Origin of the sequence: Enterobacter sp. JBIWA005, assembly GCF_019968805.1 — a bacterium.
Lineage (GTDB): Bacteria > Pseudomonadota > Gammaproteobacteria > Enterobacterales > Enterobacteriaceae > Enterobacter > Enterobacter vonholyi.
Genome location: NZ_CP074159.1, coordinates 3973954 through 3988419 on the forward strand (window position 1 = coordinate 3973954; position 14466 = coordinate 3988419).

17 protein-coding genes and 1 pseudogene are annotated in these 14466 nt (G+C 54.0%); 16 read left to right on the forward strand and 2 right to left on the reverse strand.

Going from position 1 to position 14466, the window contains the following annotated elements; genetic code table 11:
• Nucleotides 1-128 precede the first annotated feature (128 nt).
• The 12 genes and pseudogenes from KGP22_RS18830 (at nucleotide 129) to KGP22_RS18885 (ending at nucleotide 6159) form a co-directional block, all read left to right on the forward strand.
• A complete protein-coding gene (locus KGP22_RS18830; protein WP_123060705.1) occupies nucleotides 129-965 on the forward strand; it encodes a hypothetical protein in 837 nt (278 codons plus the stop codon).
• A gap of 93 nt (nucleotides 966-1058) precedes the next feature.
• On the forward strand, nucleotides 1059-1292 hold the full coding sequence (locus tag KGP22_RS18835; RefSeq protein ID WP_123060706.1) for a DUF905 domain-containing protein: 234 nt from the start codon (nucleotides 1059-1061) through the stop codon (nucleotides 1290-1292).
• Between the two features lie 103 nt (nucleotides 1293-1395).
• On the forward strand, nucleotides 1396-2214 hold the full coding sequence (locus KGP22_RS18840; RefSeq protein WP_143345534.1) for a DUF932 domain-containing protein: 819 nt from the start codon (nucleotides 1396-1398) through the stop codon (nucleotides 2212-2214).
• Nucleotides 2214-2468, forward strand: a complete 255-nt coding sequence (locus KGP22_RS18845) for a hypothetical protein (RefSeq protein ID WP_123060707.1) — start codon at nucleotides 2214-2216, stop codon at nucleotides 2466-2468. The genes KGP22_RS18840 and KGP22_RS18845 overlap by 1 nt, the downstream gene beginning before the upstream one ends.
• A gap of 16 nt (nucleotides 2469-2484) precedes the next feature.
• A pseudogene (locus KGP22_RS18850) lies at nucleotides 2485-2966 on the forward strand (antirestriction protein).
• Nucleotides 2967-2977: 11 nt separating this feature from the next.
• Nucleotides 2978-3442 carry a DNA repair protein RadC gene (radC, locus tag KGP22_RS18855; RefSeq protein WP_123060708.1) on the forward strand — a complete coding sequence of 155 codons (465 nt, stop codon included), beginning with the start codon at nucleotides 2978-2980 and terminating at the stop codon, nucleotides 3440-3442.
• Nucleotides 3443-3470: 28 nt separating this feature from the next.
• The gene (locus KGP22_RS18860) at nucleotides 3471-3692 is read left to right on the forward strand and encodes a DUF987 domain-containing protein (protein ID WP_123060709.1); all 222 of its coding nucleotides are present in this window, start codon (nucleotides 3471-3473) and stop codon (nucleotides 3690-3692) included.
• Between the two features lie 22 nt (nucleotides 3693-3714).
• A complete protein-coding gene (locus tag KGP22_RS18865) occupies nucleotides 3715-4080 on the forward strand; it encodes a type IV toxin-antitoxin system YeeU family antitoxin (RefSeq protein ID WP_123060710.1) in 366 nt (121 codons plus the stop codon).
• 56 nt (nucleotides 4081-4136) lie between these two features.
• Nucleotides 4137-4514 carry a TA system toxin CbtA family protein gene (locus KGP22_RS18870; protein WP_123060711.1) on the forward strand — a complete coding sequence of 126 codons (378 nt, stop codon included), beginning with the start codon at nucleotides 4137-4139 and terminating at the stop codon, nucleotides 4512-4514.
• Complete coding sequence (locus KGP22_RS18875; RefSeq protein ID WP_143345536.1) at nucleotides 4511-4963, forward strand: DUF5983 family protein; 453 nt, start codon at nucleotides 4511-4513, stop codon at nucleotides 4961-4963. The genes KGP22_RS18870 and KGP22_RS18875 overlap by 4 nt, the downstream gene beginning before the upstream one ends.
• 68 nt (nucleotides 4964-5031) lie before the next feature.
• A complete protein-coding gene (locus KGP22_RS18880; RefSeq protein ID WP_123060713.1) occupies nucleotides 5032-5235 on the forward strand; it encodes a DUF957 domain-containing protein in 204 nt (67 codons plus the stop codon).
• 81 nt (nucleotides 5236-5316) lie between these two features.
• Nucleotides 5317-6159 carry a DUF4942 domain-containing protein gene (locus KGP22_RS18885; protein WP_123060714.1) on the forward strand — a complete coding sequence of 281 codons (843 nt, stop codon included), beginning with the start codon at nucleotides 5317-5319 and terminating at the stop codon, nucleotides 6157-6159.
• A gap of 274 nt (nucleotides 6160-6433) precedes the next feature.
• On the opposite strand, the gene KGP22_RS18890 is transcribed toward KGP22_RS18885, so the two are convergent.
• Nucleotides 6434-6856: a hypothetical protein gene (locus KGP22_RS18890; RefSeq protein ID WP_223580486.1), complete on the reverse strand. Its 423-nt coding sequence runs from the start codon at nucleotides 6854-6856 to the stop codon at nucleotides 6434-6436.
• A gap of 261 nt (nucleotides 6857-7117) precedes the next feature.
• A complete protein-coding gene (locus KGP22_RS18895; protein WP_149367683.1) occupies nucleotides 7118-7645 on the reverse strand; it encodes a LuxR C-terminal-related transcriptional regulator in 528 nt (175 codons plus the stop codon).
• A 672-nt stretch (nucleotides 7646-8317) separates the two neighbouring features.
• On the opposite strand from KGP22_RS18895, the gene pgaA reads away from it, so the two are divergent.
• From pgaA to pgaD, 4 genes are read left to right on the forward strand one after another with little or no spacing between them, the layout of a single operon-like run.
• On the forward strand, nucleotides 8318-10756 hold the full coding sequence (gene pgaA, locus KGP22_RS18900; protein ID WP_149367637.1) for a poly-beta-1,6 N-acetyl-D-glucosamine export porin PgaA: 2439 nt from the start codon (nucleotides 8318-8320) through the stop codon (nucleotides 10754-10756).
• Nucleotides 10757-10764: 8 nt separating this feature from the next.
• Nucleotides 10765-12702, forward strand: coding sequence for a poly-beta-1,6-N-acetyl-D-glucosamine N-deacetylase PgaB (gene pgaB / locus KGP22_RS18905; protein WP_223580488.1), 1938 nt, complete (start codon nucleotides 10765-10767; stop codon nucleotides 12700-12702).
• Nucleotides 12695-14026: a poly-beta-1,6-N-acetyl-D-glucosamine synthase gene (gene pgaC, locus KGP22_RS18910; protein ID WP_223580490.1), complete on the forward strand. Its 1332-nt coding sequence runs from the start codon at nucleotides 12695-12697 to the stop codon at nucleotides 14024-14026. The genes pgaB and pgaC overlap by 8 nt, the downstream gene beginning before the upstream one ends.
• Nucleotides 14023-14454, forward strand: a complete 432-nt coding sequence (gene pgaD / locus KGP22_RS18915) for a poly-beta-1,6-N-acetyl-D-glucosamine biosynthesis protein PgaD (protein ID WP_111963254.1) — start codon at nucleotides 14023-14025, stop codon at nucleotides 14452-14454. Before pgaC ends, pgaD begins: the two co-directional genes overlap by 4 nt.
• Nucleotides 14455-14466 lie beyond the last annotated feature (12 nt).

Genomic DNA, 14466 nt, shown 5'->3' on the forward strand with positions numbered 1-14466 from the left:
CCCAAATTTTTACCTCGCCTGATTTTATTGCTTACACCGGTCAGGCTGCTGCTGAATGCATGGCGGAATGAGAAGGTTCTCTTTCCGCCAGACAACGCTATTCTTTATAAACATTTACGGACAACTTTATGATTAACAGACAAAAAATCATCCGCGTCACCGGACTGGTGATAGCGTCCCTGTACCTGATGTTTACCCAACCGGCTGCCGCCGCTCCGGCTGACAATCTTCCCCGTCTGACAACCGACAGCGAAGGGCATATGGTCTGCCACCTTTGCGGGCCGGAGAAAAAGGACAGTTATTTTCTGGCGGATTACCCCCAGGGATATAAAGTAAAGACCGCCAGCTACAGCAAAATCCAGGATACGAGCCGCTATGCCATTCTGATGTCTGACAGTGCCCCGGGAGCGGCGGCGAATCAGACGCCTGATTTTTTCTACATTGATAAACTCGCGGCAACGCCTGCCATCAGCAGCATTCAGTTCGATAATGACCGCTCAAACCTGAGCAGCGCCAGAAGTGTATCGGTAACAGAGAAAAATGGCGTCACGCTGCTCAGCGTTATCTGGAAGAACGGAGAACGTAATACCTTCTCGCTGGATAATGAAGCACCGGCTTATACAGCCCAGATTCTGCGTTCACAGGACGACAGGCTCTTTTGCCGTAACTGCGGCGGTAAAGAGAAAGATACGCTGATTAACGGTGCTGACGAGGCCGGATTATATACTCAGCTTATTGATTCACCGTTCCTCACCCTGCTGAAGCAGGACGGCGGTATTGCCTGCCCTGCCGGGAACTGGTATGTCGTCAGCAAAACCCGTGAAAATCCAGAAATCCGGGAAATCACCGGGATGGGATGCGATGAAATTGCAGACCTGAAACCCTCCATCAAGGCGGGCGTCACAACGCTGAATATCCGCTATATCAGTGGTAAGGCGAAAACCCTCGCTCTCGAAAATCACTGATTCACGTACTGCTCCTGATACTCTCATTAAACCCGCAAACGCCCCGCTCGAATGAGCAGGGCGTTTGTTTTTGTGCCTGCTAAGGAACTCACCATGCAAAACATTTACGACTCACCGTTACCTCCCGGTCCGTTCACCCGTGAACAGGCGGAGGCTGTGGTGGCGGTTTACCGCAATGTTGCTATCGAAGACGACCAGGGGACACATTTCCGGCTGGTTATTCGCGACAGTGAAAACCTGTTGATCTGGCGGGCGTGGAATTTTGAAGCCAACGCCGGGGGATGGCTTAACCGTTACCTGGTCAGCCACGGTATACCCAAGAACTGATTCACCACAATCCAAACAGCTGCCATACCAACAGGCCATGTTCCCTCCGGGGAGCATGGTTTTTTTTGTTTATGCCATTTCATTAACTACAGAGGTACTCACCATGCGCTTAGCAAGCCGCTTCGGGCGGATAAACCAGATACGCCGTGACCGTCCATTAACCCGTGAAGAACTGATGCAGCATGTCCCCAGCGTCTTCGGAGAGGACAAACATGCTTCCAGGAGTGAAAAGTACACGTTTATTCCCACCATCACCCTGCTGGAGAACCTGCAGCGCGAAGGATTCAAGCCGTTCTTTGCCTGCCAGTCACGCGTTCGGGATCCGGACCGTCGGGAGCACACAAAGCATATGCTCCGCCTGCGTCGCGCCGGTCAGATAAACGGTCAGCAGGTGCCGGAAATCATCATCCTAAATTCGCACGGTGGCGAATCCAGTTTTCAGTTACTTCCGGGAATATTCCGAAGCGTCTGCACGAATTCGCTCGTCTGCGGACAGTCGTTTGGCGAAATCAGAGTTCCGCACCGGGGTAACGTGGTGGAGAAAGTCATTGAAGGCGCTTATGAAGTCCTGGGGATATTTGACAAGGTGGAAGAAAAACGTGGCGTTATGGAGTCGCTTTTACTCCCGCCCCCTGCACAACAGGCGTTTGCCAGAGCCGCGCTGACGTACCGCTTTGGTGAAGAGCATCAGCCGGTGACGGCATCCCAGATACTGACGCCCCGACGCTATGAAGACCGTCAGGAAGACCTGTGGTCAGTTTTCAATCGTTGCCAGGAGAACCTGCTGAAAGGGGGTCTGCCAGGACGAACTGCCAGAGGCAAACGCAGCCATACCCGCGCGGTTAAAGGTATCGACGGCGATGTGAAGCTCAACCGGGCGCTCTGGGTAATGGCAGAAGAACTGCAGCAGGCGCTGAGCTGATGCCACCGCGGCCTGATAACGCCCGCCAGGCCACCCTTTATCCGACCGCTCCGGAGAACAATCCCTGCAGCCGCTCCATCTCTGACGACGATCTCTGCGCCTGGTGCTCTCACCTTCTTTATCGCCCCGGTGAACGCAGCCTGTGCAGCTTAAGCCTCCCGGAGGGGCACTGGCCGTCACGCTGTGATGAGGATGGCTATGCGCAGGCCTGCCCGTCACTCCGGCTTAACCAGCATCCCCAACCCGATAAATAAACAAGGAAAAACCAGCATGAACGACATTATTAACCTTTTAACGATACCCTCCCGTTACCGCCACAACCTGCCAGTTCTTCGCCAGCGCTGACCGCCACCCTCGTACAGGATGAGCAGCGGAGCAGCTTCTGGCCGTAGCACTTCGGCTGCATCCCGCAGTGGATAATCATTGAGCCAACTGTCTTCGCCTGGATGGACCGCTTCTGCACAGACTACAGCGGGGGGATCTGGAATTTTTACATACTAAGTAACGGCGGTGCATTTATGGCCCCGGAAACAAATGGAGATACCGATGAGAAGTGGTCGCTATTTAACACCATGAACGGCAACGGCGGCGAATTCAGTGCCGAAGCCGCCGGAATTGCCGTCTGTCTGATGACTTACAGCCATCACGCTATGCGCACCGAATGCGACGCCATGGCGGAGCACTACTATCGCCTGCGGGACTACGCGTTTAACCACGCGGAATGCAGCGCCATCATGCACATCATCGACTGAGGTCAGATGCTATGGAACAACAGTTACCGCTGTTTGCCCGTGAATTAGCCCCTACCGACCAGCAGGCGGTCAGGGAAGCCTTAACCCTGCTGGAGGGTCAGCTACGTGAGCCCGGCACGTCATTTACTTCCAGCCATGCTGTCCGCGACTGGCTGCGCCTGCAGCTCGCGGCACTGGAAAGAGAAGCACTCTCGGTTCTCTGGCTCGACAATCAGCATCGCCTGCTGGCCCACGACACGCTGTTCCTCGGGGCGATTAACAGCATCACCGTCCATCCGCGTGAGGTCGTTAAATCCGGACTGAAAAATAATGCCGCCGCTGCCGTGCTGGCCCATAACCACCCGTCTGGGGAAGCTGAACCCAGTAAGGCCGACAGGTTAATTACTATGCGCCTGAAACAAGCACTGGAGCTGGTTGATATTCGCCTGCTGGACCACCTGGTGGTTGGCGGGATGGATATTGTGTCTTTTGCCTAACGTGGCTGGTTGTAAGGAAGATATAACGATGAAAATCATCAGTAAACGTCAGGCAATGACGATATACCGTCAGCATCCGCAGTCCCGGCTGTTTCGCTTCTGTACCGGGAAGTATCAGTGGTCCGGCAGTATCTGCCACTATGCCGGTCGGGAGGTACAGGACATCGCCGGCGTGCTGGCCGTATTCGCTGAGCGTCGCCAGGACCGCAATGGCCCGTATGTCGTATTGCGCAGCGTTACCCTGAATTAACGCACTGTTAAGGATTACTTAAATGCCGAACACAACACCTGTAGCAAACCATGATATTTCTGAGCCCTGGTGGGGACTTAAACCCACCGTCACGCCATGCTTTGGCGCACGACTGGTACAGGAAGGCAACCACCTGCATTATCTGGCTGACCGCAGCACTATCGAAGGAACATTCAGCGACGCGGATTTACGTCATCTCGACCAGGCCTTTCCGGTACTAATGAAGCAGCTTGAGTTAATGCTGGTTTCCGGTGAACTCAATCCCCGCAATCAGCATTGCGTCACGTTGTATGCAAAAGGTCTGACCCTCGACGCAGATACACTGGGCAGTTGTGGTTACCTTTATATCGCGATTTATCCGACGTCAGGCAACAGCATCCCCCGCTAACTTCCCCCTCTAATCCATCCCCTTTTCAACCCGACTTTATTCAGGAGCATTTTATTATGCAAACCTTATCCGCCATTCCGGCTCGGAAGGCACCATCACACCCAACGCCCGTTGAAATCTGGCAGCGACTTCTTACGTATCTGCTGGAAAGGCATTACGGCCTTTCGCTTAACGACACACAGTTTGGCAACGACGGTGTCATTCAGCAGCATATTGACGCCGGGCTTTCACTGGCAGATGCACTCAATTTTCTCGTTGAAAAATCTGAACTGGTACGAATTGATCGCCCCGGTTTCTCCATTCAGCATCAGTCTCCGTTCATCAGCGCTATTGATATACTCCGGGCCAGAAAGGCCATCGGCCTGATGCAACGTACCGGTTATAAAGCGGTGACTTGCGCCATCAGTGGACGCTCTTCCGGAGGGCTGAAATGAAACTGTCCCTCACAGTAGAAGCCGATAGCATCAATGTACTGGCCCTCAACATGGGCCGGATCGCCATTGATATCGACGGTATTGAACTGGCCAGTCTAATAGATGTGGTCTGTGATAACGGTTACTCGCTTCGTATTGCTGATCCCCCCGGAAAGCTGGTCGTGGAAGATCCGCTTCCGACCATAGCCCGCGTTAACGGTATCCAGTGCAGTACCGCGCATATCACCGTAGCCGATAACACTCTGCTGTTTACCCTTTCACACCAGAACGGAGACTTTGGCGACAGCGAGTGGATCCTGTACACCGGGTCGGGCTATCTGCTCCACCAGGGGGCGTGGTCATTTCCGGTGTTGCGGCTAAAACGCCTGGGTTTGTCTAAATCCTGTCGTCGTCTGGTGGTAACTCTTATGCGTCGTTACGCCATTGGCATTGTTCATTTTGATGCCTGAGGCGAAGTGCTGCCAGGCTTTCCCACCTTTGACTGGTAACTCAACATCAATCACAACAAGGAGTTCTAATGCCAGAATTAACCACTGAGGTCGCTCTCAACATTCTGACTGGCTGGCTGCAGGACAATATTGATTGTGGCAGCGAGATTATCTTCGATAACGACAAAGACAACATTGACTCAGCAGCCCTGTTGCCCTGGATTGAACAGGCATTACAGGACGTTCGCGATCTCCGCCATCTGCAGCTTCTGCAACAGGCCAGAACAGATTAGCCCCGAGCCAGACTTATCACACGCAGATAAGCGCCAGTCCTCACCGACTGGCGCTTTGCTTTTATATAGAGGACAGAAATGATGTCACAACTGACTCTCACCGACCCCGAAGTACTAACCGACCATACCGACGTGATTTGCTCCACCAGTATTGAGCGCATTGTTACCGGACATAATGCCGCACTGGCGGAGATTGAAACGTTGATACAGCAGCTTGACAATATCTCTGCCCTGACAAGCAGTGTCGGCGGAGGTAAATCGAATGAATGGGGAGTACGACAATACCGTTACGACTGCTGGTTGATGGATAAACCAGAAACAGCGATAAAAGCCATCACCCAAAATATCGATCGCAGCATCTGGAAAGACCTGATGAATAAGTCGGGAATGCTGGCGCTCATGGACGCACAGGCACGCGACGAGTGGTACAACAGCCTAGAAAAGGACGATATTCCCGCTGTCAGTGAAGAGAATATTCTCAGTACCTTTGAGCAGCCACATCAGAGTAAAGCGGAGGTGTTCCAGCGGGGAATCATTAACGTGTTTAAAGGACTAAGCTGGGATTACAAGAGCAACAGCCCCTGCAAGTTCGGGAAGAAGATCATCGTTGATGGTCTGGTACAATATGATCGTTGGGGATTTCACTTTCGTCATGGGCGCAGACGTGAGCAGTTAGCGGATTTAGATCGTATGCTGCATCTTCTGGATGGTAAACCTGTTCCGGAGAATCGCAACGATCTTTCCGTCAGGCTGGATGCTCATATCCGCAAACAGCACGTTTCCGTTTACGAAGACGAGTATGTTGAGATACTTTACTTCCAGAAAGGCACTGGGCATATCATCTTTAAACGCTCTGATTTGATTGATAAGATGAACGAAATAGTTACCAGCTATTTTCCTGCAACCCTACCACCTCGTACCTGAACCCAAATTCGAGTCACCAGAATCAATGCAAACGGACCGAGGGTACAAATGAGGGTACAAAAATAAGCGAATTAAAAATAAACCTTATAATTCAAAAAGTTAAAAATAAAAATCGATTCCGAGTCCGGGCACCACTATTTAAAGAACCCGCCCAAAAGGCGGGTTTTTGCTATATGGCTACGGCCGATTTCTGGGCGCTGATAAGCGTGGCTTTAATGCAGGCACGCTTACGCTAATAGCCCGGTAAGTTAATACAGGCGGTGGCTCTTTTTTATCACTTAATTTTGCCGGATAAATTGCTGACCTGATTTGAAAGGTTGTCGTTGCTCCGCTTCATGTCATCAAGGCTTCTTTGCAATCGCTCGATCTTACTCTCCTGCTCAGAATTCTTTCTCTCAAGCTGTAAAACCTTCTGAGTTAGCTCATCGACTTTGCGGTTGTCGGACTTCATATTCCTCAGGCTATCCTGCATCTCCTGTAGATCCGACTCCCTGAAATCAGAAGGCTCGATTTCATCTGCACCATAAATTACCGGGATATATCCACTATTAAAGTTGCTGGGTTCGATACTAACCTGAACTTTATTTAGACCCGCAGAGTGCACGTAACCTATTGAAGAAAAACAAAAAAAAGAAACAACACACAAATCAGATAGATATTTATTCATTTCTAACGTCCTTTTTAATTTTTCAATCACTTCCAGGAGTCTCCTTCTGGTATCACCCGCTCAGGATAAAACACTTGGCTTAGCCTCTGGCATTTCATAAACGGGGTTAAAGAGCAGAAGATACTTTTCGTTTTTCATTATAATACGCGTTTCCTCTCCCCCAAAATCCAACCGCCACCCGCTCATTTTTGCCACCTTACATCCGCCGGCATCGAGAAAAGCGCGTTACCACGCACCTTATTAACGAACCCGCCCTCGTGGCGGTTTTTTGCTTTTGAATTCCTGACAACTTTAGGGATCGTTCCCACCTGCGCCCAGCAGTTTGTTTTTGAAGATAAACAGACACGCCTCATTGAAGTTCTCCGCCCCCAGCCGTTCCGAGAGCGCCGTACGTTTGCGGTAGAGACTTTTCACCGACGTATTCAGCTCGTCAGCAACCTCCTCCATTGACATGCCTGCCCTCAGCAACCGCAACATGATCGTTTCATGCGTGCTCAGCCGTAAATTCAGCAGCCACTTCGTGGTCAGGCGCCTGCCCTTCATATTGAGCACCAGATTAAACAGCGAGGCCATGTCCGGCTCCGTCAGCGACGTATTCATAAACAGCTTCATACTGAGCAGATTCTCCTCGCGATGGCGCATATCAAGCATAACGCAGCAAATCGTTTTTCTCGTTCTGGCCGGATGGCGTATCAGGTAATCATATAAACGAAGCGGCGCACGACTATCAATCAATACAGAATATTCATCTGCACCGTTATCAAATATGTTTCTGTCAATCGAATCGAGCAGGATAATATCCGGAAAAAATATCCGCATGCCCCTGACAAGGTAGCGATCCTGAGTCACTAACACTATTGAAGTTGCCACTAACCATCCCTTTTAGATTAAAGCAAGAACGATCCTGCGAAAAGAAGACCGCCTTCGTTTTATAGCGCTGTTATATTAACGATAAATGTATTCTGGCTTTGGACATCCCTCAATACACACATTGATGAGTAAGACTTCCTATAGACTATCATTCAATGTCTGTCTTTAATTATAAATAAAAAACAATCCCAGAAAAGTCACTTCTCTAAACATTAAGAATTTTTGTCATGAAACGTCCCAAACATGCACCAGAAAGTACTTTAATTGAGACAGATTAGCGTCATAAAAAATATATACAAAACTGTCACAATAAAAATAAAATGCAATTATTTCAATTAGTTATAATTAATTAGTCAATTCAAAATAAACACAAAAACACGCCTATTACAGAATTATCTCAAAACTACACAGCAGCTTTTCAGCATATTTATCCGGCAACATATCAGGTGTACATTACCTCCCATCCAGACCACTGAGATGAGGTTACATAATTACCTTTAAGTAAGTACCCCATAACGTTACTGCATTCAGATTTAATGTTCCCATTTATGGCCTTTAACGCAGAGTTAAAAGGCGGCCGTGTTATGTAATGGATTCATGATAAACAAATGGCAAATAGATATGGAAAGATCGCTTCGCTTAAGTACATTATTCTTTTATCGCACCCCAACATTATTGTTTCTGTTATTACTCTTTCCTGTTCTGGTTCAGGGTTCGGAATCCGTTTATGAGCAACAGATTCAACAGGCGCGTAACGGTAATTACACGTCGTTTCTCGATTATCTTCAGCGTTATCAGCAGCAGCATGCCCTGACGCCTGAACACGTTGCGGACTGGTTACAGGTAGCGGCCTGGGCAGGTCATGATGACGAGGTTATTCAGGTCTGGCAGCGCTACAGCATTTATATGCCGCTGCCCGCCCGTGGCGTTGCGGCTGTCGCACAGGCCAGGAGAAATCAGAAAGCGTGGCAGCCAGCTCTGGCGCTCTGGAAAGAAGCGCTGAGCCTTGCGCCGGATAACGACGATTATCGTATCGGCTATATCAAAACCCTGGCCGATGCCCGTAAAGATACGCTTGCCCTCAAGGAAGCCCGACAGCTGGTGGCGGAGGATCCCTCTCAGGCGCATCTTCAGACGCTGGGGTATGTCTGGTTACGCCAGGGAAAAAGCTGGGATCGGCTTTTAGCAGACACGCGCGCGCTGAATATCGCGCCAGAAAATCACGCGCTTCTTCGCGAGCTGATCGACGCGCTAACGGATAACCGGGTCAATACTCCCGCTCTCCAGCTTTCAAAAAAGGTGGCGCTGTCCCCAGCGGAGCGTCGTCGTCTAGAGCTGAATGCCGCAGCCGAAAGCGTTCGCCTTGCAGATGTGCCTGGCAGAACAGAAAAGGAGCGCCTGCAGCTTGCGCAATCCGCACTGAATCGTTACGACGCACTGCTGTCTCGCTGGCAAAGCGAGCCGCAGGCGGCGGAAGACGTCGTCCTTGCGCGTATCGACCGGCTCGGCGCGCTCTACGCTCATGCCGATTACCCGCGGGTCATCAGCGAATATCAGGATCTGACGGCAGCCCGGCATCCGGTGCCGGGCTGGGCAATCGGCTGGGTGATCTCGTCCTACCTCCAGGAGAAAAATACCGCGGCCGCCTTCGCGCTTCTGCAGCGCTATCCGCAATACGCTTCCGATCCGCAGGACGAAGAGCACGCGCTTTTCTACGCCTGGCTGGATACGGGAGAGTATCCGTCCGCCCGCCGGTATGCAGAGCGCCAGACCCGCAACGTTCCCTGGACCCGTTACGATTTCGGTTCCCCTACCCCTCAGCCGAACGATCGGTGGCTTACCGGGCAGTCGCTCCGTTTTAACTATTTGCTGGCGACTAATGCCCTGCCGGAAGCCGAAAAGCTGGCGCGACGTCTGGCGACAACCGCGCCGGGCAATCAGGGATTGCAGATTGACTACGCCACGCTGCTTCAGACGCGAGGCCTGCCGCGCGCGGCCGAGCAAACGCTGAAAATGGCGGAGGCGCTGGAGCCCTCGAATCTCGAACTTGAGCAGCAGCAGGCTTACGTCGCCATGGATCTGCAGGAATGGCGGCAGATGGATTTACTGGCCGACGACGTAGTCGCCCGCGCGCCGCGCGATCGCAGCGCAAGGCGTCTGGACAGGCTCCGCACCGTCCACCATATGTCCGAGCTGCGCCTCAACGCGAGCAAGGGTTTGCACTCCGATAACCCCGTCAGCGGGACGCACGACCTCAACTGGGACGCCACGCTCTATGGCCCACCCGTGGCGGATAGCTGGCGGCTGTTTGCCGGCACCCGCTATGCCGAAGGTAATTTCGATGAAGGCAAAGGCTCCAGCCGTCACCTGTTGGGCGGCGTCAAATGGCGGCCACGCAACCTCCAGCTCGAAGCCGAACTCTCCAGCAACCGCTATCACGGGGCGAACAAGCCGGGCGCTCGCCTCTCAACAACGTACTTTGTCACCGATAGCTGGCAGGTCAGCGGCAGCCTTGAGCGCCTGTCGCACACCACGCCCCTGCGGGCGTTACGCAACGGGATCAACGCCAACCGGGGGGAAGGCGGCGTGCGCTGGTATCAAAACGAGCGTCGTGAGTACCAGTTCAGCGCCGCCCTCAGCCGCTTCTCGGATCATAACCGCCGCCAGGAATACACCCTCACGGGCAAGGAGCGTCTCTGGCAGACCCCGTCACTGACGCTGGATCTCGAACCGGGGATCGCCGCCAGTAAAAATAGCCTGCGGGACACGCTCTACTACAACCCGGCGCGGGATCTCTCCGTGACGGCGGCCCTGGCCGTTGACCATGAGATGTACCGCCATTACGACACCCTCTGGAGCCAGCAGTTCGTGGCGGGAGGCGGCAGCTACTGGCAGAAAAATCAGTCCGCTGGCGCCATCGCCCTGCTGGGTTACGGACAGCGCGTTCAGTGGAACAACGTTATTGATACCGGCGTGATGCTGAACTGGGATAAACGCCCTTACGACGGCAAACGCGAGAGCAACCTCTCCGTCACGTTAGACGCGACTTTACGCTTTTAAGGATGATTATGCTTAACACACGTTTTTCCGCGAGCCTGATACTCCTCGGCTGGCTCTGCCTCAGCGCGAGCGTCTGCGCGCAGGCATTTTCGTTTATTGCCCCCAAAGCGCGGCCACAGCTGGAGGCGAGCAAACCCTGGCCGCAGAACCAGTTTCTGGTGCTGGCCTACCACGATGTAGAAGACGATGCCGCCGATCAGCGCTACCTCTCCGTGCGTACCAGCGCGCTAAACGAGCAGATAAGCTGGCTGCTGCACAACGGTTATCACATCATCAGCGTGCAGGACATTCTGGATGCCCATAACGGGAAAAAAACGCTGCCGCCGAAAGCCGTTCTGCTCAGCTTTGACGACGGCTACAGCAGCTTTTACACCCGCGTCTGGCCGCTGCTTCAGGCGTGGAACGTCCCTGCGCTCTGGGCGCCGGTGGGCAGCTGGGTGGATACGCCGGCAAATCAAAAAGTTAACTTCGGCGGTCTGATGACGCCCCGCGATCGCTTCGCGACGTGGGACATGGTGCGCGAGCTCAGTCGGTCCCCGCTGATTGAGATCGGATCGCACACCTGGGCCTCGCATTACGGCATTCCGGCCAACCCGCAGGGCAGCCGCGAACCTGCCATCGCCAACCGCTTTTATGATAAAGCCACGGGCCGCTATGAAACCGACCAGCAGTTCAGCCAGCGGATCGGCGATGACGTTCGCAAAGTGACTGAAAAAATAACGCAGGTGACGGGCAAAGCGCCGCGCGCCTGGGTCTGGCCCTATGGTGCCGCCAACGGCACGTCGCTCGCGATCGCCAGACAGCAGGGTTATCAGCTGGCCTTTACCCTTGAAGACGGGCTGGGGAACGTGCAGGAGCTGGGGAACATCCCTCGTCTGCTGATCGCTGGCAATCCCTCGCTCAAGGCGTTTGCCAGTACGGTAAGCCAGGTTCAGGAGCACGATCCCGTTCGCGTCATGCACGTCGATCTCGACTACGTTTACGATCCCGATCCGGCCCAGCAGACCCAAAACATCAACAGGCTGATCCAGCGGGTCTACGACATGAAAATCAGCCATGTTTTTCTGCAGGCGTTTGCCGACCCGCAGGGCGACGGCAGGATTAAGGCGCTCTATTTCCCCAACCGTCGTCTGCCGGTCCGGGCCGATCTCTTTAATTTTGTCTCCTGGCAGCTGCAAACTCGCGCGGGGGTGAAAGTCTTCGCGTGGATGCCGGTGCTCTCGTTCGCTCTCGATCCTGCCCTGCCGCGCGTGCAGCGCCGGGATCGTCAAACCGGCCAGCTGCGCGAAGCCACCGAGCCCTATATCCGGCTCTCCCCGTGGGACCCGCAGGTGCGCCAGCAGGTAACGGACATCTACGAAGATCTGGCCCGCTATGCCAGCTTCAACGGGATTTTGTTCCATGACGATGCGGTGCTGACGGACGTGGACGATGGCGCTCAGAGCACAACACGTCAGAAAAGCCAGACGCTTATCGGGTTTACCCATGCCCTGAGCCTGGCGGTGAAGCATATCCGTGGCCCGCAGATAAAAACCGCGCGCAACATGTTCGCCCTACCCATTCTGCAGCCCGAAAGCGAGGCGTGGTTCGCGCAGAATCTTGACGATTTTCTGGCGGAGTATGACTGGACGGTGCCGATGGCCATGCCGCTGATGGAGTCAATTCCGGCAGACGAGAGCGATGCCTGGCTGGCGCGTCTGGTTAAAGCGGTCGCCACACGTCCCGGCGCGCTCGATAAAACCATTTTTGAGCTGCAGGCCAGGGACTGGGATAAGAAACCGCAGCGCGCCGTTTCTGATAGCCAGCTTGCGCAGTGGATGCGCGTGCTCCAGCTGAACGGCGTCAAAAACTACGGTTACTACCCCGATGATTTCATCAACAACCAACCTGATATCTCACGCATCAGGCCTGTATTTTCTTCGTACTGGTACCCTGACAATGACTGATCGCATTATCGCCTTTTCTATTTTATGTCTGGTATTCGGGTTGCCATTAGGCGTGGCCGCCCTCTTTACCGGCGAGCTGATTCTGGATTTTGTGTTCTTCTGGCCGCTGTTCATGTCCGTACTCTGGATAACCGGCGGGCTCTATTTCTGGTTTCAGCTTGAACGCCACTGGTCGTGGGATAAAGACACGCCCGCCCCGACGCTCGCCGGTGAGCCGCTCATTTCCATTCTGATCCCCTGCTTCAACGAGGAACGAAATGCCCGGGAGACGATTAGCGCCGCGCTGGAGCAGCGGTATGAAAATATCGAGGTTATCGCCATCAACGACGGCTCGTCTGACAACACGGCGCAGGTGCTGCAGGCGCTGGCGCTGGAACAGCCGCGCCTGCGGGTGATTAATCTCGCGGAAAATCAGGGGAAAGCGCTGGCGCTCAAAGCCGGGGCAGCGGCGGCACGGGGAGATCTGCTGGTCTGCATTGACGGTGACGCCCTGCTCGATCGCGATACGGCAGCGTATCTGGTAGCACCGCTGATTCAGTATCCCCACGTCGGGGCGGTCACCGGGAACCCGCGTATTCGCACGCGCTCCACGCTGATCGGCCGCATTCAGGTGGGCGAGTTCTCATCGATTATCGGGCTCATCAAGCGGACGCAGCGGATCTATGGCCGGGTCTTTACCGTCTCGGGCGTCATCGCCGCCTTTCGCCGACAGGCGCTGGCGGACGTCGGGTACTGGAGCCCGGACATGATCACCGAAGACATCGACATCAGCTGGAAGCTCCAGCTGCGCCACTGGGATATCTTTTTCGAGCCGCGGGCGTTGTGCTGGATCCTGATGCCGGAGACGCTCAAGGGCCTGTGGAAACAGCGTTTGCGCTGGGCTCAGGGCGGCGCGGAGGTGTTTCTGGTCAACCTTCGCAGGATTGTGCGCTGGGAGCATCACCGCATGTGGCCCCTTTTTATCGAGTACGCCCTGTCAACGCTGTGGGCCTTCGCGTACGCCATGACGGTGCTGTTATTTATTCTCAGCCATATCGCCCCTGTTCCTGCCAGGCTGACCGTGGAGAGCCTCTTTCCACCGGAGTTTACCGGGCTACTGCTGGGCGTGATGTGCCTCCTGCAGTTCCTCGTCAGTTTGTACATTGAGCGGCGCTATGAACGGAAGGTTGCCAGCTCGCTTTTCTGGGTGATCTGGTTCCCGATGGTGTACTGGATGATCGGCCTGTTCACCACCCTCGTCGCCTTTCCAAAAGTCATGCTTAAACGCCAGCGCGCCCGCGCGCGCTGGATCAGTCCGGACCGGGGAAAAGGAAGCCTTCAATGAACGAAAATACCTTAATACTGACCGAACATCGGCTGTTGCCACGTCTTTTCGATGCCGCGTTAACGCTGGTGGCGTGGGGAGGCTTTCTGTTTTTCCTGTATGCCCGGCTCTGGATGCAGCTAACCGAGGAGAGCGACCACAGCTGGGGCGTGATTATTGCGTCCTTTAATACGGTATTGCTCTACCTGCTGTTCGCCGCACTCAACGGCTGGCTGCTGATTTTGTGGTATCAGTACAATCGCCGCCGTGCCCACGTCAGGCGGCGCCAGCCGGGTTATTTGCAGGAGGAGGAGCTGGCCCGCAGCTTTAATGTCTCACCGCAGATCATCTCCGAGATGAGCCAGTACAACCTGCTGACGGTGTACCACGATCAGATTGGCCGCATCATCGATCTGAAGATCAACGGGCAGGAAGAGGAAGAACAGTAACGAAAAGCCCCC

Excerpts from the sequence above, each read along its gene's own strand:
- KGP22_RS18830 (WP_123060705.1), top strand. The coding sequence starts at position 129 with ATGATTAACAGACAAAAAATCATCCGCGTCACCGGACTGGTGATAGCG.
- KGP22_RS18875 (WP_143345536.1), top strand. The coding sequence starts at position 4,511 with ATGAAACTGTCCCTCACAGTAGAAGCCGATAGCATCAATGTACTGGCC.
- KGP22_RS18835 (WP_123060706.1), top strand. The coding sequence starts at position 1,059 with ATGCAAAACATTTACGACTCACCGTTACCTCCCGGTCCGTTCACCCGT.
- pgaC (WP_223580490.1), top strand. The coding sequence starts at position 12,695 with ATGACTGATCGCATTATCGCCTTTTCTATTTTATGTCTGGTATTCGGG.
- KGP22_RS18860 (WP_123060709.1), top strand. The coding sequence starts at position 3,471 with ATGAAAATCATCAGTAAACGTCAGGCAATGACGATATACCGTCAGCAT.
- KGP22_RS18845 (WP_123060707.1), top strand. The coding sequence starts at position 2,214 with ATGCCACCGCGGCCTGATAACGCCCGCCAGGCCACCCTTTATCCGACC.
- KGP22_RS18865 (WP_123060710.1), top strand. The coding sequence starts at position 3,715 with ATGCCGAACACAACACCTGTAGCAAACCATGATATTTCTGAGCCCTGG.
- KGP22_RS18885 (WP_123060714.1), top strand. The coding sequence starts at position 5,317 with ATGTCACAACTGACTCTCACCGACCCCGAAGTACTAACCGACCATACC.
- KGP22_RS18840 (WP_143345534.1), top strand. The coding sequence starts at position 1,396 with ATGCGCTTAGCAAGCCGCTTCGGGCGGATAAACCAGATACGCCGTGAC.
- KGP22_RS18895 (WP_149367683.1), bottom strand. The coding sequence starts at position 7,645 with ATGCGGATATTTTTTCCGGATATTATCCTGCTCGATTCGATTGACAGA.
- pgaA (WP_149367637.1), top strand. The coding sequence starts at position 8,318 with ATGGAAAGATCGCTTCGCTTAAGTACATTATTCTTTTATCGCACCCCA.
- radC (WP_123060708.1), top strand. The coding sequence starts at position 2,978 with ATGGAACAACAGTTACCGCTGTTTGCCCGTGAATTAGCCCCTACCGAC.
- pgaB (WP_223580488.1), top strand. The coding sequence starts at position 10,765 with ATGCTTAACACACGTTTTTCCGCGAGCCTGATACTCCTCGGCTGGCTC.
- pgaD (WP_111963254.1), top strand. The coding sequence starts at position 14,023 with ATGAACGAAAATACCTTAATACTGACCGAACATCGGCTGTTGCCACGT.
- KGP22_RS18870 (WP_123060711.1), top strand. The coding sequence starts at position 4,137 with ATGCAAACCTTATCCGCCATTCCGGCTCGGAAGGCACCATCACACCCA.
- KGP22_RS18880 (WP_123060713.1), top strand. The coding sequence starts at position 5,032 with ATGCCAGAATTAACCACTGAGGTCGCTCTCAACATTCTGACTGGCTGG.